The sequence below is a fragment of the Roseiarcus fermentans genome, assembly GCF_003315135.1.
GTDB classification, from domain to species: domain Bacteria; phylum Pseudomonadota; class Alphaproteobacteria; order Rhizobiales; family Beijerinckiaceae; genus Roseiarcus; species Roseiarcus fermentans.
In genome coordinates this window covers 186,000-210,498 of the sequence record NZ_QNRK01000007.1, presented here as the reverse complement: position 1 = coordinate 210,498, position 24,499 = coordinate 186,000, and the positions used below count along the sequence as shown (strand labels likewise).

The following is a 24,499-nucleotide window of genomic DNA, read 5'->3' as shown; positions in this document are numbered from 1 at the left end:
GCGCAGAAAAATCGCCAGCTGGGACGTCGAAAGGCTCGCCGAGATCCTCATCGGCAAGAACGGTTAAGGCACATTAACCCGGATTCGGAGCCCTGGCGGTCGGGGCGCAGCAGGTCAGCTCACCGATTCCGCGCTGTAACGCGCGATGAGGCCGGTGCGGATCGCGGTCTTGTAAACCGCTCCGAACAGGAAACAGGCGGACCCGAGGTAGACGAGCGCGAGCCCGGCTGCGGCGGCGAGGCCGCCCCACGGCGCGGGCTCCCCCGCCACCACCGCCCGCATGCCCTCGAACACGTAGGACGGCGGCAGCGCGACCGCGATCGCCCGCATCCAGCCCGGCAGGACGTGCAGCGGGTAGAACACGCCGGCGAACGGCGACACGATCATCGGGATCGGCCAGATCAGCCACTCGGACGCCGGGCCGAGGCGAAGCACGAGCGCCGCGGCGGCGACGCCCATGGCGATGCCGGTCAGAAACAGCACGGCGACGAACGGCGCGAGCGCGGTTCCGTAGACGAGGAACGACAGGCCGAAGGCGGCGCGGGCGAACACCACCATCGCGACGAGGCTGAGCAGGCTCGCAGCGACCGCGGCGATCACCAGCCCGGCCAGATATTCCGAGATTTTCAGCGGCGAGGCGAACAGGTTGAGAAAGTTGCGCGACCAGACGTCCTCGAAAAAGGCCATGGTCACGCCTTGCATCACCCGCGTCAGGAAATCCCACAGGAGCACGGCGCCGAGCAGCGCCGGAACGAAATCGAACCCGGCTTGCGACACGGAATTCAGATAGCGGGTCAGGAAGCCCCAGAGCAGAATGTCGACCGCGACCCAGATGAAGATCGGGAACACCCGCTGCGGACTGCCCCGGTAGAGATAGAGAATGCGCAGCACGATCGCGCCGACCCGGACGCGGTTCACGCCAGGTCTCCGGCCGCCAGCCGTTCCTGCGCCACCGTGACGAACAGGTCGTCGAGCGTCTCGACGCCGTGCTCGCCCGGCAGCCGCTTGGGATCGCCTTCGAGGACGATCCGCCCGCGCGACAGGAACAGCACCCGATCGCAGACGGCCTCGACCTCGACCATGTTGTGGCTCGTCCACAAGACGCCGCAATGTCCCGATTCCACGAGGCCGGCGATGCCGGCGCGGATGCCGCGGGCGGACGACGGGTCGATCGAGGCGGTCGGCTCGTCGAGCAGCAGGAGGTTGGGCTCGTTCAGCATCGCCTTGGCGAGCGACAGGCGCGTCTGCTCGCCTGAGGACAGCACGCCCGCCTTGACGCGCCGGAATTTTTTCAGGTCGTAGGTGTCGAGCAGGCGCTCGATCCGCTCCTCGGGTCTGTCGATGGCGTAAACGCGGGCGAACACGCGCAGGTTCTGCTCGACGGTCAGATTGCCCGGGAGCGGCGCGTAGACGGCGGCGAAGTTGGTTCGGCCGAGCGCCGCGCTCCGATCCGCCCGAAGGTCGACGCCCTCGATCACGATCCGCCCCGACGTCGGCTCGAGCACGCCGAGGATCATGTTGATGGTGGTGGTCTTGCCGGCGCCGTTGGGACCGAGGAGACCGACGATCTCGCCGGCGGAGACGGAAAACGAGACGCCGCCGACCGCCCGCACCGATCGGAAGGTCTTGGCGAGGTTTTCGACCGAAAGGACTGGCGGGCTCATCGCCGGGTCGTATCCGACCGGGCGCGAGCGCCGTCAAGCCGGGTCCCGGTCGGCGCGCGTGGTCGCGGACCTTCCCGCCCGACTCGCCTCCGGCCTGCCGAGGAGCCGCCTCGGGAGCGGAGAAAGACGAGCCGCCGCTCGAGCCGCGGCGGCGCTCGATCGTTCCGCCCGACGACTCGTTTGCGTTCGCAATTCATGCTGACGAGACCATTGTCGTACGGACATATTGTCTACATCACCGGAGTAATGTCTTAGCGGTCTGTCTATTGTATAGATGAGACCTATCGCTTCTTCTATGCTTCAACTGGACAATTCAGCTGAGATGGAATATCAATATCGTCGCCTTCGTGGGTGATTAGGTCCTCGTTGATAGTTAACATATCTGTTATAACGTGAAAGTAAGCAACGTATTACATATCAGAGCGAATACAAATGCGGTTTTGCATGAAAAGAATTGTTGCTGTTCGGCCAAATTGGTGTCACGCATTCGTTCGTTTACCGACGATTTCTCGCGTGAGACTGCGCGATCGGAAACGGAGGAGAAATCTACGCCATGCTTAAGCTCATCGAAGGCGCGCGGGCGTCCTGTTTCCCCAGGGAAATGGACGAGATGTTTCGCAATCGGGCCGAGGTTTTCTTTGAACGGCTCGGCTGGGACGTCATCGTGAAGGACGGCTACGAGCGCGACCGTTTCGACGATCTCAATCCCCTGTATCTGGTGTCGGTCGACCCCATCACCGGGCGCTACTGGGGTTCGTTGCGCCTGCTTCCGACGACGGGGCCGAACATGTTGCGCGACGTTTTCCCGCAATTGCTGGAGGACGGCGAGAGGGTGGAAAGCGCGACGATCTGGGAGAGTTCGCGGATCTGCGCGGTCGCGGCGGAGGGGCAGCCGAAGCAGAGCCGGAACGGCGTCAACTATGTGATGAGCGAGTTGATCGCAGGCATCGGAGAGGTCGCGCTGATCGCCGGCCTCACCCAGATCGTCTCCGTGTTCGACGCGCGCATCTTCCGCGTCCTGAGGGCGGTCGGATGCGAGCCGGCGATCATCGGTCGACCGCGGCGCATCGGCGCCACAATGGCCTATGCGGCCCTGTTCGAGCCCGACGTCGTTCGCCTGCAATCGCTGCGGGAGGACCTGCAGATGGGGCCGACCGTCCTGGCGCCGGGCGCGAGGGAATTCGCCTTCGCATGAGCGACCGCGCTCTCGGTTCGGCGGTCGGACGCGACCGTCATCGGCGACGCCCGATTCCGCGTCCCTGAGGCGGTGAAAGCGCCGCGGCGGCGGCGGACCTCGCCTGCAATACGCGGGCGAAAGGTAGCCCCGCCCGAGGAGGGAGGAGACCCCGGGCGGGGGAGACGTCGAGCGCCGGCGAGGTGGCGCAGGACATCAAGGGTGGAAAGCAAGGCGCCCGCCTCCGAGCCGATCACCCGGCCGGATCGCGGCGCCCCCTTCCCTATCGGGAGAAAGGGGCGATCCCTCCCTCCCGAGGAGCAAGGCGGCGGCGGCAAGACCGCTGAATCAGGGTTCGCCGAGCGGTCACGGGCGCGTGGCGTCGCCGGCGAACGAAATCATGTCGGTCATCCTTCTACGCTGTGCCCGCAGTTCCTTCCTGATCGGACCTCAGGTTATATTGGACTTCGGCAATGGCCATATCGATGAAGTAGGCAAGAGTCGGACATTCAACCGCTTCGACGTCCATTCGGGCCTTGGTCAGCGCTGTTTCCACGCCACTCAGAATGCCGCGACGGTGCGCCCGCCGATCGATCGGAAGTGGATCGGACATCGGAAAACTTGCACATATCGGGCGACCAGGTCCCAAATCATTCTCCGATCGAAGCAAATTGATCATCTCCCGATGCTTAACCAAGCCCGTGACCCTTGGCAACGCGCGGAAACGGGGAGATCAAAAGGCGAACAAAGGATAACGCCCATTCGCTTCGGGGGTGGAGTCCGCCTAAAAACTTTCCTTCAGCGCGGCTGCCGGGAGCACGCCGGTGGCGATGGCGACGCCGACCGTATGGGCGAGGTTGAGGCAGCGCAGCTTATGGCGCGTCGTATCCAGGTGACTTCGGACGCTCGCGGGGCTCAGCCCCAATATTTGTCCTATTTCATGCTGTGTTTTTCCCCGGGCCGCCCAGATGAGACATTGCTCCTCGCGTCGCGAAAGCTGAATCGAGGGCACGGGAATCTTGGCGCCGACGCTGGTCGCCGAGTCGATCAGCACCGCAAGATGCTGAAGCCTGATCATGTTGTGTTTCTTGAACGCCTCCCACGTCGGCCGCGGCGCGTCGCTGGTAAACGAGACCAGCGAATTCAGGTTGTTGCGATTTCTGACAGGAATAGAAATCCCGTTTCGGCCGACATGATAGCGAAGCGCGTCTTTAAAGAATTCAATGATGACCGGGTCATCTTTCTCGACAGTCTCCCAATCGAACGGAACAATCGCTGCGCGACCCCATTCCAGGATTGGATCAATCGTACTGTACTGCTTGAGAAAGTAACGCACTTGCCAGTCTTTAGAAAATGTGACGAACGACGTCAGCAAATTCGATTCAGCGCTCTTTCCAGAAGCGAGACACAAATACGCAATATGAGAGAGCCCGTACTCCGCAGCGATATCCTTCATGATATCGACCACATCGTCGGTATTATAGCCAAGTATTTTATCCGTCAGTTTCGTCGCTGCGGATCCGAGGCCGATGCCCTTCATCCAGATATCATAGTTTAGCGGACGTCTTAAAGCAATACAAAATGGAACCGTATCCAATTTCCCGCCGAGGCGGCGGGTTCGAGGCGGGCCCCGCGAGGTATAAGTTTACCAGCCGGGCGCTCCCTGCTTACAATGCACGCTCCAATGCAACGACGGCGGCGCCCCTTCGCTTCGCTCCGGCTCCAACCCGAGTCCGCGTTTTCACGGGGCGGCGCCGACCATCAGATAGCCCAGGCCGCGCCAGACGACCTCGTAGCGGCAGTCTTTCAGGACGCGCCGGCCTATCGCGGCGATGTCGAGCGATCGGTGGCGCTCGATCACGTCGGCAAAGTCGTCGCCCATGCTCATCAGCCTCGAGGCGATCCAGCGGTCGAGCGCGGGCACGCCCGCCCGATGGCCGATATCGAGGAAGTCCGGTCTCTCGTCCGCGACGACGATCGGCGCGCCGGGCCTGGCGACACGGACCATCTCGCGCAGCGCCGCCTCGGGATCGTTGAAGTGATTGAAGCCGCCGTTGCTGAGCACGGCGTCGAACGTCCGGTCGCGGAACGGCAGGTCTTCGGCTTCGCCGAGGACGAGCCTGAGAGCGCGGTCGGCGTTGCGGCGCTGGCAGGCGAGGAGCTGAGCGATGGAAATGTCGACGCCGACGACCGACCAGTCCCCGGGCAGCCAGCTCGTATAGACGCCGTCGCCGATCGCGACGTCGAGCAGCCGGATTCCGCCGCCCTTCGGCAGATGGCGCAGCGCCACCTGGCGCGCGCGCCTCTGGCCGCCGTTGACGAGCCAGAACAGGCTGTCCCAGACCCGAAGTCTCGGCCATAGCTTGCTGTTGTAAAAGTCGGCCGCGATCCTGTTGTCGCCGGTCATGACGTCGCGGACGGCCAGCACGCCGTCGCGAACGGCGAGACGCGCGCCGCAGCCGCCCGCGTCGCAGGCGAAGCCGGCATCCGTCCGGCGCAAGGCGCCGTGGCAACCCGGGCAGCGGAGCGGTCCGGGATCGGACGTCCAGGCGCTCGCAGGACCGCGGTCTGTCGGCGCCGTCACAGCGGCGGCGCGCGCCACGGTCTTGCGCGCGGCCTCATTCGATTCTCGCATCTGGGGTCCGATCCGGCAGGCAGTTCGTTTCGAATTCGGCTCCGGCGCGGCCGAAGACTACCGGCCCCTCACGAGCCTTGCGAGATTTCGCCTCAGAGACTCGGCGGCGACGGGTTTGTGCATCATCTGGAATCCGCTCGCGACGATCTGGGAAATGCCTTCCAGGGAGGTGTCGCCGGTCAAGATGACGGCCGGCACGCAACGAGCCGCGCGGCGTGCGAACGCTTTCGTCATGTCAACGCCGGTCATGCCCCCTCCGAGGTGCTGGTCGGTGACGATGGCGTCGAATTTCCAGTCTTCGCCCTCGGCGAGGCGCAGCGCCTCCTCGCCCGTCGAAGCCGTGGCGACCTCATAGCCCCACCCGGCGAGCGAGCCCTCCAGGCTCTTCAGGACGACAGCGTTGTCCTCGACGATCAGCACGCGTCCGCCGGGATCTTCGACCTCGGCGGCGACCTCGGCCTCCTCCCCCCGAGGCTGCTCGGCGCCGGAGAGAAGGAGAGAGAACCGCGATCCCCGCCCGATTTTCGAATTCACCTCGACGGTCGCGCCGAGCAGCCGCGCGATCCGCTGTACGATCGCGAGACCGAGACCGAGCCCGCGCCCCAGATTCCGGCCGGGATTGTCGATCTGAACGAACTCGTCGAAGATATCCGCCTGGCGGTCGCGCGGTATGCCGATCCCGGTGTCGACGACGTCGATGCGGACCCTCCCGTTCCGCCGTCTCAACCCCAACACCGCGCCCCCGCGGCGCGTGTAGTGAATTGCGTTTTCGATCAGGTTTCGCAGCGCACGCTCGAGCAGGGCCGGATCGGTCGACACCCACAGGCTCGGGGCGATCGCCGTGCGCAGGACGAGACCGGCATTGTCGGCTTTCGGTTGGTATTCGAGCGCGAGACCGCGCAGGAGCGCGGCCAGATCGACCAGTTCGGGATGCGATTCCACACCCGCGTCGAGTCGCGAAATGTCGAGAATGGCGGTGAGCAGCCCCTCCAGTCCATGGAGGGACTTCTGCATCATGGCCAGGGTTTCGCGCGCCTGCGGGCTGGCGGCGATCTGTCGCTCCGCCAACGCCATCAACAGGACCAGCGACTGCACGGGTTGGCGCAGGTCGTGGCTCGCCGCCGCGAGAAACTTGGATTTGGCCTGATTGGCGCGCTCGGCCTCGTTGCGCGCCTTGGCGATCTCACCCTCGGCCCGCTTCCGCTCGGAGATGTCGTGAAAGTGGACGGAGACTCCGCCGCCGCGCTTCGGGCTGACGGAATAGGAGTTCCACCGTTCCCCGACCGGCGACATCGTCTCGAACTGAACAGGCGTCCGCCCGTCCATCACCCGTCGATAGTTGTCGTGGACCACGCTTCCGAGAAGCTCCGGAAACACGTCGAAGAAGAGGCGGCCCATGACCTTTTCGCGCCGCGCTCCGAGCAGACTCTCCGCCGGATCGTTGAAATAGACACACCGCCAATTCTCATCGAGAGCGTAGACCCCATCCGCGATGCTGCCCAGGATTTCGTTGGCCTTGACGAATTCGAGAACCGCCTGAAGCCGCTCCGGATTTCTGATTTGTAGAAACGCCCGCACGAAACGCGCGCCATCCTCGGCGCTCGGCAGAAAGTCGTGATCGCAGGCGGGCTGCGGGCCGGGGAGCGCGGACTTGCCGGCGGGACCAAACTCGGACGATACGGCCATCATTGGTCTGTCCTCAACGCAGACGTCGCCGAAGCTCGGAGGCGCCACTCCGTTGGGTTCGAACCCGATCTGAAGTGAATTTATAATAATGGGGAGCGACACGGGCTGTCAAATATTAACCGATCCAGAATTTATCGCCAAGACTTGTTGACGGCGTCGGAAAGAAACTTGCCTATCGAATGTCGGCGTAATCAAAGTGAGCATTGTACAACTACGAGGTCCCGGCTGGTAATCTCTCCTTTCCCGACTTTGTTCAGCAGCAGGAACGGCAGCGTCCGGTCAAGCCAACGTCAGGCCACGGCGGCGCCCCCCGCCATCACGGCGGCTTTGCATCAGCGCCCACGGCGGACTCGCCGCCGGGTCTGTTCGTCCGCCTTGGCGACCCAAGACTGGCCGAAAGGCGCCGGCCCGCCGCGCCGGGACGACGCAGTCTACGAAAATGAAATGGCTGACCAAGGCGACCGGCGCGACGCGCATGGCGCGGCGTCGGGCGACCATCGAATTTTCATTCACGATGGCGCGGCGCCGGCGCCAGGAGCGCCCCCGGGGTCGATGAGCCCGGTGGAACAAAGCAATCCGCGCCGCAGATCACGTCTGCGCAAACTGCCGGCAGCCCAGCGGCCCCCGGATCGCTTCGCTGCGAACCGCGTTCGACTTGCCCTGCAAGGTCTTGAAAAGGCTCATTTCGGCCGAGAAAGGCGGCCGCGAATCCAAAACGCGCCTCACCCGTCCCGGTCGAGCGTAAAGAGCTCCTGCGGCTTCCCCACCCCCCTGAGCGCGTAGCGACCCACCGACACGAACGGCCGGGGCTCCGCCGTGCAGGACTGTTCGAAGGCGGACGAGATCAGCACCGGCTGATCCACCGACCGGCACATGGCCGCGATCCGCGACACTTCGTTGACCGCGGGGCCGACGACGGTGAAGTCGAGCCGCTCCTTGCTGCCGATGTTGCCGTAGAACACGAAGCCGAGATGGAGGCCGAGATACAGGTCCGTGGTGGGAAGCCCTTCGGCGCCGCGGCGCGCGTTGAGCTCGGCGACCGCGGCGCGCGCCTGCCGCGCCGCCATGAGCGCTGCGGCCGTCGCCCGCGCCCGGTCCTGCGCCGGGAAGATCGCCAGCACCCCGTCGCCGATCAGTTTCAGCACGTCGCCCGCATTGGCGTGGACCGCGGTCACCACCGCTTCGGCGTAGTCGTTGAGCAGCGGGATGATCTGCTCGGGCTCGGCGGTGTCGGAAATGCGGGTGTAGCCGCGAAGATCGCTGAACCAGAGCACCGTCTTGATCCGCTCGGCGACCCCGCGCTCGATCCGTCCGCTGAGCACCCGCCGGCCGGCGTCCCGGCCGAGGTAGGTCTCGACCAGCGTCTCGGCGATGCGGGCGAGCGCGGCGGCCTTGATCGCCAGACCGAGGTGCGGCACGAGCCGCGTCAGCGCCTCGACGTCCGCGTCCGAGAAGCCCTCCGGCCGGTCGGTCATCCAGCCGGAATAGAACGAGTCCATCTCGCCGATGACTGCGCCGGCGTCGAAGCGGTGGAGCAGCGCCACGTAGTCGGTCAGCGACGCATCGAGCAGCTCGCGCAGGACCGGGAATTCCACGGCCGTCTCGGGATTGACGGGCCGGCGCAGGATCGAGGCGCCGTCGTTCAGCATCCGGAACCACGGGCTCGTCCGCCAGCGCTCGGCGAGCTCGCCCTCGGTGCTTCGCCCGTAGTCGGTGAAGGTGACGTCCGGATTCTCCCGCTCCCAGCGGAAGGTCCGTCCCTCGTACGAGGGGTGCAGGGTGTCGATGAAGGCGACGCCGCGCGCGAGCGGCAGGCCGCCCGCCACGGCGCGCTCGCAAAAGCCCTGCAGGAGCGTGGTCTCCGAGGCTCCGGCGAGCCCGGCCCCGGCAATGAAGCCGCACAGGGCGGCGATCTCGGCATCGGTCATGGCCGCCATGATAGGGCCTCGCCGGCTTCCGGCCAAATATCGGGTCTTTCGGACCTTTCGGGCCTTGGCGGCAAAGCCGCGCTCCTGCTAGGTCTGACGGCGGCGGGGGCCATGGGAGGACGCGCGCTTTGAGCAAGATCGCTCTCGTCGGTCTGGGACTGGTCGGCCGCGCCTGGGCGGTCAGCTTCGCGCGCGCCGGGCACGAAGTCGCGATCTGGGACGAGCGGCCCGAATCCATCGACGACGCGCTCGGCTTCGTCAATCGCGTCCTTCCCGACCTCGACGCCCACGACCTCCTGCGCGGCGAGCCGCCGCTTTCGGTGCGCTCGCGGATGCGCCGGGCGGGCTCGCTCGAGGAGGCGCTCGACGGCGCGAGCCACGTCCAGGAGAACACGCCCGAAGACGTCGAGGCCAAGCGGCGGGTGTTCGCCGAGCTCGACCGGCTCGCCGATCCCGAGGCGGTGCTCGCGAGTTCGACCTCGGCGATCCTGCCGTCGGCGTTCAGCCGCGGCCTGAAGGGTTGCGGGCGGTGCCTCGTCGCCCACCCGATCAATCCGCCCTATCTGGTTCCCTCGGTCGAGATCGTGCCGGCGCCGTGGACCGACCCCGACGCCGTCCGGCGCACGGCGGACCTGCTCGAGGCCGCCGGCCATGCGCCGATCGTGATGACGCGGGAGATCGACGGTTTCGTCGTCAACCGCCTGCAGGGGGCGCTGCTCGAGGAGGCCTTCCGCCTCGTCGGCGACGGCTTCGCCAGCGCCGAGGACGTCGACGTCGCGATCCGCGAAGGGCTGGCGCTGCGCTGGTCGTTCATGGGCCCGTTCGAGACCATCGACCTCAACGCGCCTGGCGGCGTGCGCGACTACGCCGAGCGCTACCAGCGCATCTATGAACGGATCTTTCCCTCGACCCAGAGGCGCGTCGACTGGAGCGGCCCGGCGATGGACGCGGTCGAGGCCGAGCGTCGGACGCGCCTGCCGGCCGAACGGCTCGCCGAGCGCGCGGCCTGGCGCGACCGCCGGCTGATGGCGCTCGCGGCGCACAAGAAAAAGGCCGGCGAGGAGATCGGCGAATGACGGAGGCGCCTGCCGCGCTGATCGGCGTGGACTGGGGCTCGTCCAATGTCCGCGCCTATCTCATGACGGGCGGCGGGACGATCCTCGACGCGATCGCGAGCGCCGACGGCGTCGCGACGGTCGCGCCCGGCGCCTTCGCCGCGACCTTTCGCCGGCTCGTCGGCGGTTGGCTCGACCAATGGCCCGCGCTGCCCGTCCTCGCCTCGGGCATGGTCGGCAGCCGCAACGGCTGGCGCGAAGCGCCCTATGTCCCCTGCCCCGCCGACGCCCGCGCGATCGCCGCAGACCTCCTCGCGGTCGAAGCCGCCGGTCGCCGCGTCCTGATCGTCCCGGGCCTCTCTTGTGAGAGCGAGGACGGGCAACCCGACGTGATGCGCGGCGAGGAGGTCGAAATCCTCGGGATCGCCACGCAGGGCGCGCGCCTCGTCGTCCTGCCCGGCTCGCATTGCAAATGGGTCGCGGTCGACGAGGAGGAAATCGCGCGCTTCCAGACCTTCGTCACCGGCGAACTGTTCGCCGCGCTGCGCGACCACACGCTGATCGGCGCCTTCGCGCGAACGGCGCCGATGGGCGCGCCGGGCGAGGCCTTCGCGCGCGGCGTGCTTCGCGGGGCCTCGGCCGCCCAAGGCGCGGACGGCAGCGGCCTCATCGGCGCCCTGTTCGGCGCGCGCAGCCTTCCGCTGACGGGAAAGCTCGCGGAAGCGGACGCCGGGGACTACCTGTCCGGCCTGCTGATCGGCGCCGAGATCGTCGAGGCGCGTCGGCGCTTCCCGCGCGAAAACCCGCAGGTCGCGGGAGCGAGCGCGCTCGCGCAGCGTTATCTCGCCGCGTTCGCCGTCCTCGGCGAACGCGCCTCGGCCGCGCCGCCCGGCGCCGCGGCCCGCGGCCTCCTCGTCGTCGCCCGCCAGGCCGGACTCCTGTGATGCTCGCCCTTGCCCCGACGCGCCTGATCGCCATTCTCCGCGGGGTGAAGCCGGAGGAGGCGGCGGCGATCGCCTGCGCGCTCGTCGAGGTCGGATTCGGCGCGATCGAGGTTCCGCTCAACTCGCCCGATCCGTTCAGGAGCATCGAGATCATCGCCCGCGCGATCGACGGGTCCGCGCTGGTCGGCGCCGGGACGGTGCTCCTGCCCGGCGCGGTCGAGGCGGCGGCGAACGCCGGCGCGGGACTGATCGTTGCGCCGAACGCCGACCCCGGCGTGATCGAATGCGCGCTGAAGCTCGGACTCGGCGTCCTGCCCGGCGTCGCGACGCCGACCGAAGCCTTCGCGGCGCTGGGCCTTGGGGCGACCGGCCTGAAACTCTTTCCCGCCGAGGCCATGCCGCCCGAGGTCGTACGGGCGTGGCGTTCGGTGTTGCCGAAGAACGCGCTGCTGTTTCCGGTCGGCGGCGTCACACCGGAACGGATCGCGCCTTATCGGCTGGCCGGCGCCGACGGCTTCGGTATCGGCGGCGCGCTCTATAGGCCCGGCACGACGACGGGCGAGGTCGCTGCGATCGCGAAGTCCTTTGTCGCGGCCTGGGGCGCGACGCCCGACGTCCGCTGAGGTCACGCATTTTCGCGGCGCATCGCCCTCCGGATCGCTCCCGACCCGGGCCCGCTTGGCGACGTCCCCGCGGGCCGCCTCGAGGAGCGCCGGGAAAGCTGTCGAAAGCCGCGGGACGCAGCGGCGGGGCGGGTTGCTTTCGTCGCCCCGGACTCCACGCGCGCCCCGGGCGGGGCCCTCCCGCCCTCGAGGCGGGAAGGCCGTTGCGCGCCAGACGCTTCATGCTACGCTGGCATGCTAGAGGTCTGGGGCGCCCGCGCAAAAGCGCAGGCGGACAGGCCGACGGGGAGGCGACGTGGCGCGAGAAGCCGACGAAGCTTGGAGACGCGGCCCGGCTGCCCTTACGCGACCGGGTGTCGACGGACCCTCGGTCGGACGCCCTGGCCCCGCGGCGCCGCGCCGCGCCGCGGCCGGGTCCGCGCCATGAACGCCGAGCCGCCGCGCCCACTTCTCTCGATGCGCGGCGTCGTCAAGCGCTTCGGCGGCGTCCAGGCCCTGCGCGGCGTCGACTTCGACCTCCGCCGCGGCGAGATCCACGCGCTGCTCGGCGAAAACGGCGCCGGCAAGTCGACCCTCATGAACATCCTCTCGGGCGTGATCGAGCCGGACGGCGGCGAGATGCGGATCGAGGGCGTGGCGACGCGCTTTTCCGATCCGCGCGCGGCGCAGGCCGCCGGGGTCGCCACGATCTTCCAGGAGCTCGACCTCGTCCCTGGCCTCGACGTGACGGCCAACCTGTTTCTCGGCCGCGAGCCCACCCGCGCCGGCGTGCTCGACCGCGGCGCGATGAGACGGGCGGCGCGCGAGCGCCTCGCGGCGGTCGGGGCCGACATCGACGTCGACCAGCCGGTCGGCGAGCTATCCGTCGGGCGCCGGCAGATGGTCGCGGTCGCCAAGGCGCTGACCTACGCCTCGCGCATCCTGGTCATGGACGAGCCCACCGCCGCGCTCACCGCCGCCGAGGTCGACCGGTTGTTCGGCGTCATGCGCGAGATCGCGGCCAGGGGCGTCGGGATCGTCTACATCTCGCACCGGCTCGAGGAAGTGCCGCGGGTCGCCGACCGGGTGACCGTGCTGCGCGACGGGCTGGTCGCTGGCGTCGCGCCGGCCAGCGCGCCGCAATCGGAGCTGGTGCGGCTCCTGGTCGGGCGGCCGCTCGCCGAACTCTATCCGAAGCGCGGCGCGCAGGCCGGGGAGACGGTGCTGAAACTCGAGCGGGCGCGGTTCGCGCCGAGACGCGGCCGCGCCGGCTGGCAGGCGCCCGACGACGTCTCGCTCGAGGTGCGCGCGGGCGAGATCGTCGGCCTCGCCGGCATCATGGGCGCGGGGCGGACCGAGCTGCTCACCGCCCTCTACGGCGCGGCCGGCCCGGGCCGCTGGTCGGGCGTGGTCCAGATCGAGGGCCGGCCGGCGCGCCTCGCCTCGATCCGCGCCGCGCGCGGCGACGGCGTCGGGCTCGTCACCGACGACCGGCGCGGCAGCGGCCTCCTGCTGCGCGACAGCGTCGGGCGCAATCTCGTCCTCACCGTCCTCGAGCGCGTCTCGCCCTTCTTCCTGATGTCACGCGCGAAAGAGTCGACGCTGGCGCGGCAGGCGATCCAGGCGTTCGACGTTCGGCCGCCGCAGCCCGAGGCGATCGTCGGCGCGCTCTCCGGCGGCAACCAGCAGAAGGTCGTGCTCGCCAAGGAGGTGCTCGGCGAGCCGCGCCTGCTGCTGCTCGACGAGCCGACCCGTGGCGTCGACGTCGGCGCCAAGGGCGAGATCTACGCCCGCATCCGGACGCTCGCCGAGCGCGGGCTCGGCGTGCTGATCGCATCGAGCGAGATGCCCGAGCTGCTCGGCCTGTGCGACCGGGTGGTGGTGCTGCGCAAGGGCCGCACGGTCGCGGAATTCGCGGGCGGCGCCGACGAACACGCGGTGCTGGCGGCGGCGGAGCAAAGCGAGGACACAAGCCCATGAACGACGCTGCGCCCATGCGCGCCGCTCCCGCCGCGCCGCCGGCGACCGCGCGCCGGTTCGACGCCTTCGCCATCGCGGTGCGCTTTCAGAGCGTCATCGGCCTGATTCTCGTGACCCTGGGCGGGATCGTGTTCTCGCCGCGCCGGCACGGCCACATCCTGTTCCTCGCGCCCGACAACATGGCCAACATCGTCCGCGCCGTGTCGGAGACCGGCATCATCGCCGTCGGCATGACCTTCGTCATCATCACGGCCGGCATCGACCTGTCGGTCGGGGCCTTGCTGAGCCTGTGCAGCGTGCTGACCGCCACGATCATGACCAGCGGCGGCTACGGGCTCGCGCCGACGATCCTGTTCGTCCTCGCCTGCGGGACGGCGTTCGGCGGCGCCCAGGGCCTGATTTCGAACCGGTTCCGGCTCGAGCCGTTCATCGTCACGCTGGCGGGCCTTCAGGTCGCGCGCGGGCTTGCGCTCGTCATCTCGGGCAACCAGTACATCAACATCTCCTACGGCCAGGGGCCCGGCCTCGCCCCGCCCGTGTTCGCGATCCTCGGCGACCGGCTGTTCGACAATACGGTCCCGGTGGCGACGCTGGTGTTCGTGGTGGTGGCGGCGATCGCCACCTTCACGCTCAACTTCACTCGCTTCGGCCGCTACGTCTTCGCCGTCGGCGGCAACGAGCGCGCGGCGCGGCTGTCGGGCGTGCCGGTGTCGCTGGTCAAGGTGTCGGTCTACGCCATCACCGGCCTCGTCTCGGGCATAGCCGGGGTCGTGCACGCCGGCCAGTTCAATTTCGGCAGCGCCAACGACGGCACCGGCTACGAACTGACGGCGATCGCCTCGGTGGTGATCGGCGGCACCAGCCTGTTCGGCGGCTCGGGCTCGATGATCGGCACGGTCGCCGGGGCGGTGATGCTCGGCGCGCTCGCCAACATCCTCCAGCTCAACAACGTCAATGCGGCGCTGCAGCTGCTCGCCACCGGCGCGATCATCGTGCTCGCCGCCGTTCTGCAATCCCTCGTCCGTCGCCGCGAGGGTTTGGGTCGATGACACGAGGCGGCGAAACCGCAGCGGGTTGAGCGGAACCACAACAATCACCCGAGGGAGAAAACCATGGATTGCACACTGTTCAGGAGAAGCGCCGGGCTTCTCGCCGGCGCAGGCGCGCTGGCGCTCGCAGCCGGCGCGGCGGACGCCGCCTCGCTCGTCAAGGACTGCGGCAAGGACGGCAAATACGTGATCGGCTTCTCGCAGGCCAACAACGCCGAACCCTACCGCCAGCACGTCAACGATGAACTGACCGCGGCGGCGGCCAAGGTGCCGCAGTTCAGCCTTCAGATCGCCGACGGCGCCGGCAACGTGAACACCCAGACGTCGCAGATGGACAATTTCATCACCCAGAAGGTCGACCTGATCCTGATCTCGCCGTTCGAGGCCGCGCCGCTGACGCCGGTGGTCGCGCGTGCGGTCAAGGCCGGCATTCCGGTGATCGAGCTCGACCGGAGGTCGCTCGGCGAGCCCGGCAAGGACTACACCGCCTTCATCGGCGGCGACAATTTCAAGATCGCGCAGGAAGCCGGCAAGTACGTCGCCGGAACGCTGCTGCCCGACGGCGGCGAGGTCGCGGTGCTCGAGGGCCTGCCGAGTTCGACGCCGGCGGTCGAGCGGCTCAACGGCTTCAAGGACGGCGTCAAGGCGAACGCCAAAATCGAGGTCGTCGCCGAGCAGGCGGCCGACTGGCTGCCGGACAAGGCGCAGACCGCCTTCGCCGCGATGCTGCAGGCCCATCCCAACATCAAGGCGGTCTACGCCTCGAACGACATGATGGCCGCCGGGGCGCGGCTCGCCGCCAAGGGCGCCGGCAAAAAGGACGGCGACATCAAGATTCTCGGCACCGACGGCCTGCCCGGACCCGCCGGCGGCATCCGCGCCGTGGCCGAGGGCGAGTGGTCGGCGACCTTCACCTATCCGACCGGAGGCCCGGAGGCGATCGACATGGCGAAGGCGATCCTGATCGACTGCGCCGAAAAGGTCCCGACCGTCGTGACGGTCGCGACCACCGCGATCACCCCCGACAACGCCAAGGCGATGATGGGCAAATAGGCGCCTGTCGCCGCGCTCGTTGAGCGCGGCCGACGGGCTACGGCATGCATGCATCTCCTTCCCCATGGAAAATGGTCAGGCGCCGAGCGCCTTCTCCCCCACCCGGGCCGCGCTTGCGCGCGCCCGGGCGCAGGCTCTTTTGGGGGAAGGGACGGCGACCGTCGCTCGTCGTCCCCACGGCAAGGAGATGTGTGCATATCCTGCAGGGCGGCGGGCGATCGCGCCGCGATCCGGCGGGACCGGAAGGATCGACCTGCGACCCACGACGACGGAGCCGGTCCTTGGGCAGACTTCCGAGAGTCGCCAGCTCGCGGAAACCCCGGCGCAACCCTTCAAAAGGCTCGAAACCGGAACAGCTGCCCGCCCCTCCTCACCACGCCAGAAACCGTCGCCCCGCCCATGCGCCGGCGGCGGCGCAGACGAGCCAAGCCAGCGGATACCACGTCGCCACGAACAGCGGCGAATCGTCCGGGCAATGCGACGCATACAGGAACGACGCGAGCCCGGCGGACGCCGCGCCTGCGAGCGCGCCCGTCCATCCCGGATGCTGCGGCGCGCCCGCCCGCATCGCCCAGATCAACGCCATGAGGATCGGCGCGGCCATCATCGGGATCATCGTGGTGCAGTAGCGCATGTTGTGGCCGACGAGGCGCGGCAGCCACTCGCCCGCCGGAACGACGATCAACTCGACTGCGACCCCCGCGGCCAGAAGGGCCAAGGGCGCGAACAGCCACAGCGCCAGGGCGCCGGGCCGGGCCTCGGGCCGGGCGAGCCGCGCGAGCAGCATGAGCGACGGCAGCGCCAGCGCCAGCGCGTCGAGGAACTTCAGGTTGAACCGGACCGTACCGAGCGCGGCCGAGAGGTCCGGGCGCGGTCCGACGGCGAGCGCGTAGAGGGCGAACGCGCCGGCGAGGCCGAGCGCGAGCGCCGCGACGATCCGACGGCCGATGCGGACGGGCTCGGGGATCGGATCGGCGGCGAGGGCGGCGATCAGTTCCGACGTCTTCACGACACGGACCTCCGCCAGGCGGCGCCGAGCGATTTCAGCGCGCGGTGAAGGGCGACGCGCACGGCGACCTCCGTCATGTCGAGTCGCGCAGCGGTGGCGGCGATCGACTGTCCGTCCAGCGAGATCGACTGCACGATGTCGCGCTGGCGCGGGTTGAGCGCGTCCATCAGCCGCTTCGCGTCGGCGAGCGCGTGCCGGTCCTCGTCCTCCGGCGCCGCCAGAAACGCCTCGAAATCCTCGATCGGCTCCATGCGCCGGGCGCCCCGCCGGCGCATGGCGTCGATGATCTTGTGGCGCGCGATCGCATTCACCCAAGGGCCGAGCTTCTGGCCCGGATCCCAGGTGTGCCGCTTCAGATGAATCGCCAGCAACGTCTCCTGCACCGCATCCTCGATATCGGCGTCGCCGAGCCTCGCCCTCGCGAAGGCGGCGCGCGCCATGGCTCTAACCGACCGCCCGAGCTCCGTGAGAAGGCGCCGATAGACGCCCTCGTCGCCGGCCATGGCGGCCTTCATCATCGTCGACCAGGGATCGAGCGAGGCATCCTCGACCGGCGGGGCCGCCATACAGTCTTCGCTCCGATACGGCTGACGTTACAGGTCCGCCCGCGCCTTTCGGCGGCGCGGGCGCCCGACCCCGTCTAACACGAGGGCGTCGTGGCTGCGAACCCCCGCGCGGGCGGTCGTTTCACGCCAGGCGACCGTCTTCAACTTGCTGCGACCCTTGGGAACGAACCGGCGCGCCGGCTCGTTGGTCCGTCGATCGCAAGCAAGGAGGCCTTTCCCATGCGACGGGTCCTGATTTCCCTCTTGCCGGCGGCCGCCCTCTCCCTGGCGGCTCTTCCGGCTTTCGCCGAAACCTATACGCCCAACGGCGGCGCCTACCCGAGCGGCGGCGGCGTGACCCTCCCCTCAGACACCTACACGCCGGCCCCGGCGTCCGACGCGTCGCCGCTGATGATCCTCGGCGCGCCGCTGGCGGTCGTCGGATACGGGACGACCGAGCAGCCCCGCTGCGGGGTGCTGCGCGACTTCAACAACCGCTACACGGCGGTCTGCGGTCCGTAACGACACCGGCCCTCGATCGTCGAGACGGCGCCGTCCGCGCGGGGAGCGCGGGCGGCGCCGCCGTCTCATGGCCTTTCATGACGGAATTGCAACGGCTTGCCCGCGCCGTCGGGGATTGACGGCCCGCAAAAGCCGTGGCTTTAACCCGGCCCGAGACGCGTAAGGTCGCCCGCTTCCAAAGGCGGGCTCATGGCGTCGAACGAGTTCACGAGGAGCACGACGCCATGTCGCATTGGCCAATCCACGGTCGCATCGAGGGTGCGATCGTGATGATCGGGTTCGGCTCGATCGGCAAGGGAACCTTGCCGCTGATCGAGCGCCATTTCGAGTTCGACAAGGACCATGTCTACGTCATCGACCCGAACGACGCGGATCGGAAGCTGCTCGACGAGCGCGGCGTCACGTTCGTCCACCTCGGCCTCACCCGCGACAACTACCGCGACGTCCTCGGCAAGTACCTGAAGGCCGGTAAGGGCCAGGGTTTTTGCGTCAACCTGTCGGTCGACACCTCCTCCCTCGACATCATGCGCTGCGCCCGCGAACTCGGCGCCCTCTACATCGACACCGTGGTCGAGCCGTGGCCGGGCTTCTACTTCTCCAAGGACATGAACAACGCGGCGCGCACCAATTACGCGCTGCGCGAGACGGTGCTCGAGGAGCGCCGCAACAATCCCGGCGGCTCGACCGCGGTCTCGTGCTGCGGCGCCAATCCGGGCATGGTGTCCTGGTTCGTCAAGCAGGCGCTGCTGAATCTCGCCGCCGACCTCGGCGACAAACCGTCCGAGCCGAAGACCCGCGAGGATTGGGCGAAGCTCGCGCAGAGCCTCGGCGTCAAGGGCGTCCACATCGCCGAGCGCGACACCCAGCGGGCGAAGACCCCCAAGCCACGCAATGTGTTCGTCAACACCTGGTCGGTCGAAGGGTTCCTGTCCGAGGGCATGCAGCCGGCCGAGCTCGGCTGGGGCGCGCACGAAAAATGGGCGCCCGCCAACGCCGGCTTCCACGAGTCCGGCTGCGGCGCGGCGATCTACCTCAACCAGCCCGGCGCCAACACCCGCGTCCGCTCCTGGACGCCGACCGCGCGCGGGCAGTTCGGGTTCCTGGTCACCCACAACGAGGCGATCTCGATCGCCGACTACTATACGGTGCGCGACGAGACGGGCGCGGCGGCGTATCGGCCGACCTGCCACTACGCCTATCACCCCTGCAACGACGCGGTGCTGTCGCTGCACGAGCTGTTCGGCCGCGCCGGCCAGATCCAGAGCGCCCAGCACATCCTGACCGAGTCCGAGATCGTCGACGGGATCGACGAACTGGGCGTGTTGCTCTACGGCCACAAGCGCAACGCCTACTGGTACGGCTCGCAGCTGTCGGTCGAGGAGACGCGCGACCTCGCCCCGTATCAGAACGCGACCGGCATGCAGGTGACCTCGGCGGTGCTCGCGGGCATGGTCTGGGCGCTGGAGAACCCGAACGCCGGCATCGTCGAGGCGGACGAACTCGACTTCCGCCGCTGCCTCGAGGTGCAGCGGCCCTATCTCGGCCCGGTGGTCGGCGTCTACACCGACTGGACCCCGCTCGACAACCGCCCGGGCCTGTTCCCCGAAGACATCGACGAGAGCGACCCCTGGCAGTTCCGGAACGTGCTGGTGCGCTGAGCGATGCGGGCGCGGCCGACGGTCGCGCCCGCCCCCGACGGTCCCGAGCTGGTTTCGTGGCGAATCAAGGGGCTGCGACGGATTTTCCGGGCGACTGGCGACTCCCGGTGCGGCCGCGATACAATGTCCGCGCCGTCCCCGGAGCCGGTCTGCAGGATCGACGTCCGCTGCAAGCGCGGGGCGCGGTGAGGGCGATCTGCGTCGACCTCCGAAACGCCGTAGACAAGCTCTTCGCAGAGAAACGAACGACCTCGGGCGTCGAACGCCTTCGCGAGTTCGTCAGGACAGCGGCCCACAAGCCGGTTAACTACAGATCAAACTCGATTCATGATTCGCTTCATAAAGCCGTCGAAAAGCGGAACAGTAAAGGCTGTGTCTCCGTGTGATGGACTATATATCATGCCCTTGGCGATAAGCGTCGCGCGCGTGGGCGCGACCGTAGTTACCTTTTTTCTAAGTATGTCTGACACGTCTCCGGAGCGGTGTGGCCCGGGACCGAGTTCCGCCATGGCGCGCATATAACGTTTTTCAGAAGGAGTCAATCTGTCAAAGCGTACACGAAAGAAACTCGCGTCAAGCTCGGCAATCGCCCTGTCGTTTGCGGCGCGCGCGTCATCAAGATTCATTGGAGAGGTGCGCGCCTCATCCCAGCAATGTTTGCCCCATTCTTGCAAGAAGTATGGATAGCAATGGGTCTGAGCCAGGATCTCCTCCACTGCGTCAGAATCGAAGGCTGCGCCAGCCTTCTGGGCCGGTACACAAAGCGCCACAGTTGCCGCGGCTCGGTCGAGCCTGTCAATCGACACGAATTGGAACAGTCTTTCCGCGTATGATTTTGCTCGCCCCATTTGACCCAATAGTTGTGGGAGCCCCGCTGCGATCATGGTGACTGGAAGTTGTAACTGGTTTGCATTGTGAAAGGCCATAATCAGCGCCGCAAGCTGATCCTCCGGTACATATTGAAGCTCATCAATGAAAAGAACAATCGCCGTTTGTCGCTCGGCGGCTGCCTCGCCCACAGCGGCCACGAGTTCACCCAAGTCATTGTCAAGATCACCGCTGTCCGCCAATCCTGCGAGCGGCGTGATGTCCATCCCTATTTGGATGTCTTGGTATTTCACCTTCAGACTTGAGATAAAGCCCGCGAGGGCGCCCAAGGCCTTACGGGCTCCCGCCATGACGGCTTCCCCTCGATCGAGCCGCAACAGCGAGGCCCGCAGCGATGGCGCGAGCAAGGCCGGAAGCGAGCGCCCTTCTGGAGCTTCCATACGAACGCCCACAATTCCGCGCGCCTCTGCGTCTTGCCTTACTCTATTGAGAAGGACGGTCTTCCCCACGCCGCGCAGGCCGTGAAATATCAGACTTTGCGCCTGTCGCCCTGAGCGTACTCGATCGAGTGCGATAGCCGCCTGTTCGATCACCCCGTCCCGGCCAGCCAATTCAGGAGGAGGCGTTCCCGCGCCGGGCGCGTAGGGATTCGTGCGGGGATCCATTTATAGGGACCTTATGGCGAATTATCGAATTTTGATAAGATACCCTAAATTCCGAATAAACGCAACCGTCCCGTGGCAGCCGTCGTGAGCGGGATTTCTCTCTCGCCTGATTGCGAAAGCCGCGCCGAAGGGCCGCCGGCCCGTCGCGTCGGCGTGGCCCGCCTCGCGCCTCCGCAATTTCCCGGTCTCGCCGTCTTCAAAGCGCCGGTCCCGCCGCCGCCGGTCGCGCCCGCGCCTCCCTGGCGACGATCGCGCAGATCCGGAAATAGACCAGCCTGCCGAACTGATTGGGCCGGATCGGATCCACGTCGGATTCCTCGCGGATGAATTCGTCGGGCTCGATGAACCGGAGTCCGGCGGCCGCGCAAAGCTCGCGGCACCATTGATTGACGGCCGCCTGGCCGGCCAGCGTCACGAATTCCTTCATGCTCGGCCAGCGCACGCGCGCGTTGCAGCCGACGACGAAGACCGGCGCGCCCTTCGGGATTCGCCCGAGGCTCAGCGTCAGGTTCTCCTTGAACTGCGATTCGGAGATCGTGCCGAGGAGTTCGTAGTTGACCTTGAGCTCTTCCAGCGCGTCTGCGATCCAATGGGCGTGGAACTGCGGACGCAGCGTCTCCAGCGTGGATTGCGTCAGATCCGGAATCGACAGAACGGCGGGGAAAGCCTCGAACGGAACCACCATCCCCAGGGTTTTGTGCCGGTAAAGACGCAAGGCGGCGTCATTCCAGAAGCTGAACACCCGGATCGAAGCGCTGTCGCGGTCGTCGAGCAGCCGCGTCCGGAAATCCTCGTCGCGAAACCCGAGGCGCAAGGCGGCCTCTCGACAGGGCGCGCTCAAAGCCTCGATCGCGTGCCGAAGCATGATCGAATGGTCGGTCCGGATCTCGATTCGGTCGCGGGTGAACGGATATTCTCCCCCCATTTCTCCGGTTAACTGGCGGCAATAGTGCCCGACCGCCATCATCTCCTCGCCGCCGCGCAGCAGGATCGCCGGCATGGCGTCGCGATCGCCCGTCGCGATCGCGATCCCGGACTTGCCGTCCTCGATCGCGGTCTCGCCGATCCAGTCGATGACGCCGTCGTCGAACAGGTCCGCGGCCACCTCGCCCCGCACGTCGATGGGCGGCCGTCCGAGCCGGCGGAACAGCCAGGTCTCGAGGCGCAGGCCGAGCGTCCGCGATGAAAAGCAGTAGTGCAGCAGGCCCGTCCCCTGTCGCACGGACTGCCGCAGCACATAGAGGCCGACAATCCCATAGTCGCCGTAGTCATCCTCGACCCGGACGAGGCCGGCCTGGATGTCGTGGCCCCGGGTCAGGACGAGGAACTGGCGGGCGACCGCTTCCGCGTCGTCCCCGGGGAGCCGGCGCCGGGTGAAATTGAGACCGTCTGTCCGCTCGACGAGCGCGATGGCGCGGTCGATGTGCGATTCGAGGTCGAGTTCGATGCGCACGCGGATGTTGCTGCGGCGCAGGAAGCCGATCGGGTCGCTCGCCTCCGCCTGCGCCGCCCGGCGGGTCGCGACCTGGCGGGCGCGTGCGACACGGCGCAACCGCGGGTCCGGTTCGCCCTCGAATCGCGCGTGCGCCAGAAGATGCGCAACCGCGCCCGGCCCAACGGCGCGCAGGCCCGGCACGGCGCGCCCGGCTTCGACGCGATCGCCGGGATCGTCGCTGACGAAGAGCACGGATTGCGGCCGGAGCTGAAACAAGTCGACGATCTTCGCCAGCCTCGCCCCGACCGGCAGTCGCTCGACCTGCGGAAACACGACGGTTTCGAGCAGGCCTGCCGCCTCGAGGGCGACCCGCACGCTGTCGGCGTCGCCCTTGGCGCAGATCGACGACACGATTCCGCGCGCCGCCAACTCGGCGACGATCGCGCTCGCCCCGGCGACGGAATGCGCTCCGCCCTGCGTCGCGGTCCCGCGCCACAGCGTCGCCTCGGGGTCCCAGACGACCAGCCGGATGGCTTCCGGAAGCGCGTCCAGCATCTGCCGGACGGCGAGCGGATCGTCCTGCGGCGCCGATCGAACCGGGACGGACTCGATCGCGAGGCGAATGAGCCCGACCGCGATGTCGCGAGAATCGACGCGGCCAGCGTCCCGTTTCGCGTTGAATGCGTCGTCGCAATGGATCGATACGATCGCCGGGTCGGCCCTGCTCCAGATCGCCCCGGGCGCGACGACCTTCATGATGCGTGCCGGACCCGCCGGAAGCTCGACGACGGTGAAGACCAGGTCTCCATTCACCCGGATCGAAACTTGACCCCTGCCCCCGGGGCGTCGCGGGGGAAGCCGCAGTTCCAGCGTCAGCGCGACGTCGGAGGCCGGGTCTTGCAAGCCGGCGAGGCGAATCGAGGCGTCCCGGCCCGAGGACCAGACGCCCCACGGCTCCGGCCCCCACCATCCCTCGCCGAGCAGGGCTTGTCCGCCCTGGCCCCTCGAGAAGTCGAACGTCCGGGCTGGTTCGGCTGCGCCCGGCGCGCGCGCCGCCTCCGTCATGTCAGTCTTCACAGTCATCGTCCCGACGAAGCCCACTCTCGTCCCAGCGCAAAGGCGTGAGGTGTACGCCGCTAGCACTGTCGGCGCCGCCTCATCAATGACCGATCGGATCGAGGCGCCGGGCGGGATGCGCGGTCGGGCGCGGCGGCGGCGCCGTTCCGGACCGCCAACCCGTCGTCGAGAGGAGCGACCCGCGAGTCGAGGAGACCGGGTTCGGATCGCCATGACGGCGAAGGACGGGCGAAGGCCTGGCGGGGCGAGGAGGCTTTCCGCCGTCCTCGCGAGGAGCAAGAGCGACCCGCCTGCGCCGCCGGAACGGCCTGATGGACGAGCGATCCCTCCGGGATCAATCCGGGGCAGTCGCTCGCCGCGACAAATGGACCGGGGGCGTCAAGAGACTGTCAGGAGGCTCGACGCCGTCGGCCCGGGTGTATAGAAGTCGCATCCGCCATGTATGAACTCGCCCGTTCGATCCGCACCATCGCCGACTATCCCAAGCCCGGGATTCTGTTTCGCGACATCACCACCCTGCTCGGCGACGCGCGCGCCTTCCGCCGCGCCGTGGACGAACTGGTGCAGCCTCTGGCGGGCACCAAGATCGACAAGGTGGCGGGAATCGAGGCGCGCGGCTTCATCCTCGGCGGCGCGGTCGCCCACCAGCTCTCCGCCGGCTTCGTTCCCGTGCGCAAGAAGGGCAAGCTGCCCCACACGACCGTCCGGATCGCCTATTCGCTCGAATACGGCGTCGACGAAATGGAGATGCACCAGGACGCGGTGCAGCCGGGCGAGCGGGTGGTGCTGGTCGACGACCTGATCGCCACCGGCGGAACCGCGGTCGGCGCGGTGCAACTCCTGCGCAAGCTCGGCGCCGACGTGGCCGCCGCCATTTTCGTCATCGATCTGCCCGACCTCGGCGGCGCCAAGAAGCTCGCCGAGCTCGACGTGCAGGTGCGTTCGCTGATGGCTTTCGACGGGCATTGACCGCGACGCCGCGGATGCGGC

Annotated in this window: 20 protein-coding genes; 10 read left to right on the top strand and 10 right to left on the bottom strand. The window is 67.8% G+C overall.

Going from position 1 to position 24,499, the window contains the following annotated elements:
• Positions 1-114: 114 nt before the first annotated feature.
• Both DFR50_RS08370 and DFR50_RS08365 read right to left on the bottom strand, forming a co-directional pair.
• A complete protein-coding gene (locus DFR50_RS08370) occupies positions 115-918 on the bottom strand; it encodes an ABC transporter permease (protein WP_113888736.1) in 804 nt (267 codons plus the stop codon).
• A complete protein-coding gene (locus DFR50_RS08365; RefSeq protein ID WP_113888735.1) occupies positions 915-1,664 on the bottom strand; it encodes an ABC transporter ATP-binding protein in 750 nt (249 codons plus the stop codon). Before DFR50_RS08365 ends, DFR50_RS08370 begins: the two co-directional genes overlap by 4 nt.
• A gap of 553 nt (positions 1,665-2,217) precedes the next feature.
• On the opposite strand from DFR50_RS08365, the gene DFR50_RS08360 reads away from it, so the two are divergent.
• Positions 2,218-2,859 (top strand): acyl-homoserine-lactone synthase, encoded by a 642-nt coding sequence (locus DFR50_RS08360; protein WP_113888734.1) that lies wholly within the window; start codon positions 2,218-2,220, stop codon positions 2,857-2,859.
• Positions 2,860-3,622: 763 nt separating this feature from the next.
• On the opposite strand, the gene DFR50_RS08355 is transcribed toward DFR50_RS08360, so the two are convergent.
• The 4 genes from DFR50_RS08355 to DFR50_RS08340 all read right to left on the bottom strand — a co-directional run bounded on the left by DFR50_RS08355 (position 3,623) and on the right by DFR50_RS08340 (position 9,087).
• Complete coding sequence (locus DFR50_RS08355; RefSeq protein ID WP_113888733.1) at positions 3,623-4,378, bottom strand: helix-turn-helix transcriptional regulator; 756 nt, start codon at positions 4,376-4,378, stop codon at positions 3,623-3,625.
• Positions 4,379-4,579: 201 nt separating this feature from the next.
• Positions 4,580-5,473: a class I SAM-dependent methyltransferase gene (locus DFR50_RS08350; RefSeq protein WP_113888732.1), complete on the bottom strand. Its 894-nt coding sequence runs from the start codon at positions 5,471-5,473 to the stop codon at positions 4,580-4,582.
• 57 nt (positions 5,474-5,530) lie between these two features.
• Complete coding sequence (locus tag DFR50_RS08345; RefSeq protein ID WP_210208834.1) at positions 5,531-7,159, bottom strand: hybrid sensor histidine kinase/response regulator; 1,629 nt, start codon at positions 7,157-7,159, stop codon at positions 5,531-5,533.
• A gap of 722 nt (positions 7,160-7,881) precedes the next feature.
• Complete coding sequence (locus tag DFR50_RS08340; RefSeq protein ID WP_113888755.1) at positions 7,882-9,087, bottom strand: adenylate/guanylate cyclase domain-containing protein; 1,206 nt, start codon at positions 9,085-9,087, stop codon at positions 7,882-7,884.
• 128 nt (positions 9,088-9,215) lie between these two features.
• On the opposite strand from DFR50_RS08340, the gene DFR50_RS08335 reads away from it, so the two are divergent.
• The 6 genes from DFR50_RS08335 to DFR50_RS08310 all read left to right on the top strand — a co-directional run bounded on the left by DFR50_RS08335 (position 9,216) and on the right by DFR50_RS08310 (position 15,770).
• Positions 9,216-10,163, top strand: coding sequence for a 3-hydroxyacyl-CoA dehydrogenase (locus tag DFR50_RS08335; protein ID WP_113888730.1), 948 nt, complete (start codon positions 9,216-9,218; stop codon positions 10,161-10,163).
• Positions 10,160-11,086, top strand: coding sequence for a 2-dehydro-3-deoxygalactonokinase (locus tag DFR50_RS08330; RefSeq protein WP_113888729.1), 927 nt, complete (start codon positions 10,160-10,162; stop codon positions 11,084-11,086). The genes DFR50_RS08335 and DFR50_RS08330 overlap by 4 nt, the downstream gene beginning before the upstream one ends.
• Complete coding sequence (locus DFR50_RS08325) at positions 11,086-11,709, top strand: 2-dehydro-3-deoxy-6-phosphogalactonate aldolase (protein WP_113888728.1); 624 nt, start codon at positions 11,086-11,088, stop codon at positions 11,707-11,709. Before DFR50_RS08330 ends, DFR50_RS08325 begins: the two co-directional genes overlap by 1 nt.
• A 423-nt stretch (positions 11,710-12,132) precedes the next feature.
• Entirely contained in the window at positions 12,133-13,668 is a 1,536-nt protein-coding gene (locus DFR50_RS08320) for a sugar ABC transporter ATP-binding protein (RefSeq protein ID WP_113888754.1), read from the top strand.
• 14 nt (positions 13,669-13,682) lie between these two features.
• Complete coding sequence (locus tag DFR50_RS08315) at positions 13,683-14,717, top strand: ABC transporter permease (RefSeq protein ID WP_113888753.1); 1,035 nt, start codon at positions 13,683-13,685, stop codon at positions 14,715-14,717.
• A 63-nt stretch (positions 14,718-14,780) separates the two neighbouring features.
• A complete protein-coding gene (locus DFR50_RS08310) occupies positions 14,781-15,770 on the top strand; it encodes a substrate-binding domain-containing protein (RefSeq protein ID WP_113888727.1) in 990 nt (329 codons plus the stop codon).
• 370 nt (positions 15,771-16,140) lie between these two features.
• On the opposite strand, the gene DFR50_RS08305 is transcribed toward DFR50_RS08310, so the two are convergent.
• Positions 16,141-16,779 carry an NrsF family protein gene (locus tag DFR50_RS08305; RefSeq protein WP_170153111.1) on the bottom strand — a complete coding sequence of 213 codons (639 nt, stop codon included), beginning with the start codon at positions 16,777-16,779 and terminating at the stop codon, positions 16,141-16,143.
• Positions 16,776-17,345 (bottom strand): sigma-70 family RNA polymerase sigma factor, encoded by a 570-nt coding sequence (locus DFR50_RS08300; protein ID WP_113888725.1) that lies wholly within the window; start codon positions 17,343-17,345, stop codon positions 16,776-16,778. The genes DFR50_RS08305 and DFR50_RS08300 overlap by 4 nt, the downstream gene beginning before the upstream one ends.
• Positions 17,346-17,564: 219 nt before the next feature.
• On the opposite strand from DFR50_RS08300, the gene DFR50_RS08295 reads away from it, so the two are divergent.
• Both DFR50_RS08295 and DFR50_RS08290 read left to right on the top strand, forming a co-directional pair.
• Positions 17,565-17,846, top strand: coding sequence for a hypothetical protein (locus tag DFR50_RS08295; protein WP_113888724.1), 282 nt, complete (start codon positions 17,565-17,567; stop codon positions 17,844-17,846).
• Positions 17,847-18,070: 224 nt separating this feature from the next.
• Positions 18,071-19,504, top strand: coding sequence for a homospermidine synthase (locus DFR50_RS08290; RefSeq protein ID WP_113888723.1), 1,434 nt, complete (start codon positions 18,071-18,073; stop codon positions 19,502-19,504).
• A gap of 314 nt (positions 19,505-19,818) precedes the next feature.
• Here DFR50_RS08290 and DFR50_RS08285 read toward each other — a convergent pair whose 3' ends face one another.
• Together DFR50_RS08285 and DFR50_RS08280 are read right to left on the bottom strand one after the other, a co-directional pair.
• Positions 19,819-20,997, bottom strand: a complete 1,179-nt coding sequence (locus DFR50_RS08285; RefSeq protein WP_113888722.1) for an ATP-binding protein — start codon at positions 20,995-20,997, stop codon at positions 19,819-19,821.
• 196 nt (positions 20,998-21,193) lie between these two features.
• On the bottom strand, positions 21,194-23,509 hold the full coding sequence (locus DFR50_RS08280) for a hypothetical protein (protein ID WP_147262698.1): 2,316 nt from the start codon (positions 23,507-23,509) through the stop codon (positions 21,194-21,196).
• Positions 23,510-23,947: 438 nt separating this feature from the next.
• Between DFR50_RS08280 and DFR50_RS08275 the strand changes: the two genes are divergently transcribed.
• Positions 23,948-24,478: an adenine phosphoribosyltransferase gene (locus DFR50_RS08275; protein WP_113888720.1), complete on the top strand. Its 531-nt coding sequence runs from the start codon at positions 23,948-23,950 to the stop codon at positions 24,476-24,478.
• Positions 24,479-24,499: the final 21 nt, after the last annotated feature.

Coding starts and splice junctions, on each gene's coding strand:
- DFR50_RS08345 (WP_210208834.1), bottom strand. CDS start 7,159: ATGGCCGTATCGTCCGAGTTTGGTCCCGCCGGCAAGTCCGCGCTCCCC.
- DFR50_RS08350 (WP_113888732.1), bottom strand. CDS start 5,473: ATGCGAGAATCGAATGAGGCCGCGCGCAAGACCGTGGCGCGCGCCGCC.
- DFR50_RS08315 (WP_113888753.1), top strand. CDS start 13,683: ATGCGCGCCGCTCCCGCCGCGCCGCCGGCGACCGCGCGCCGGTTCGAC.
- DFR50_RS08310 (WP_113888727.1), top strand. CDS start 14,781: ATGGATTGCACACTGTTCAGGAGAAGCGCCGGGCTTCTCGCCGGCGCA.
- DFR50_RS08285 (WP_113888722.1), bottom strand. CDS start 20,997: ATGGATCCCCGCACGAATCCCTACGCGCCCGGCGCGGGAACGCCTCCT.
- DFR50_RS08300 (WP_113888725.1), bottom strand. CDS start 17,345: ATGGCGGCCCCGCCGGTCGAGGATGCCTCGCTCGATCCCTGGTCGACG.
- DFR50_RS08290 (WP_113888723.1), top strand. CDS start 18,071: ATGTCGCATTGGCCAATCCACGGTCGCATCGAGGGTGCGATCGTGATG.
- DFR50_RS08320 (WP_113888754.1), top strand. CDS start 12,133: ATGAACGCCGAGCCGCCGCGCCCACTTCTCTCGATGCGCGGCGTCGTC.
- DFR50_RS08340 (WP_113888755.1), bottom strand. CDS start 9,087: ATGACCGATGCCGAGATCGCCGCCCTGTGCGGCTTCATTGCCGGGGCC.
- DFR50_RS08325 (WP_113888728.1), top strand. CDS start 11,086: ATGCTCGCCCTTGCCCCGACGCGCCTGATCGCCATTCTCCGCGGGGTG.
- DFR50_RS08295 (WP_113888724.1), top strand. CDS start 17,565: ATGCGACGGGTCCTGATTTCCCTCTTGCCGGCGGCCGCCCTCTCCCTG.
- DFR50_RS08275 (WP_113888720.1), top strand. CDS start 23,948: ATGTATGAACTCGCCCGTTCGATCCGCACCATCGCCGACTATCCCAAG.
- DFR50_RS08365 (WP_113888735.1), bottom strand. CDS start 1,664: ATGAGCCCGCCAGTCCTTTCGGTCGAAAACCTCGCCAAGACCTTCCGA.
- DFR50_RS08355 (WP_113888733.1), bottom strand. CDS start 4,378: ATGAAGGGCATCGGCCTCGGATCCGCAGCGACGAAACTGACGGATAAA.
- DFR50_RS08360 (WP_113888734.1), top strand. CDS start 2,218: ATGCTTAAGCTCATCGAAGGCGCGCGGGCGTCCTGTTTCCCCAGGGAA.
- DFR50_RS08330 (WP_113888729.1), top strand. CDS start 10,160: ATGACGGAGGCGCCTGCCGCGCTGATCGGCGTGGACTGGGGCTCGTCC.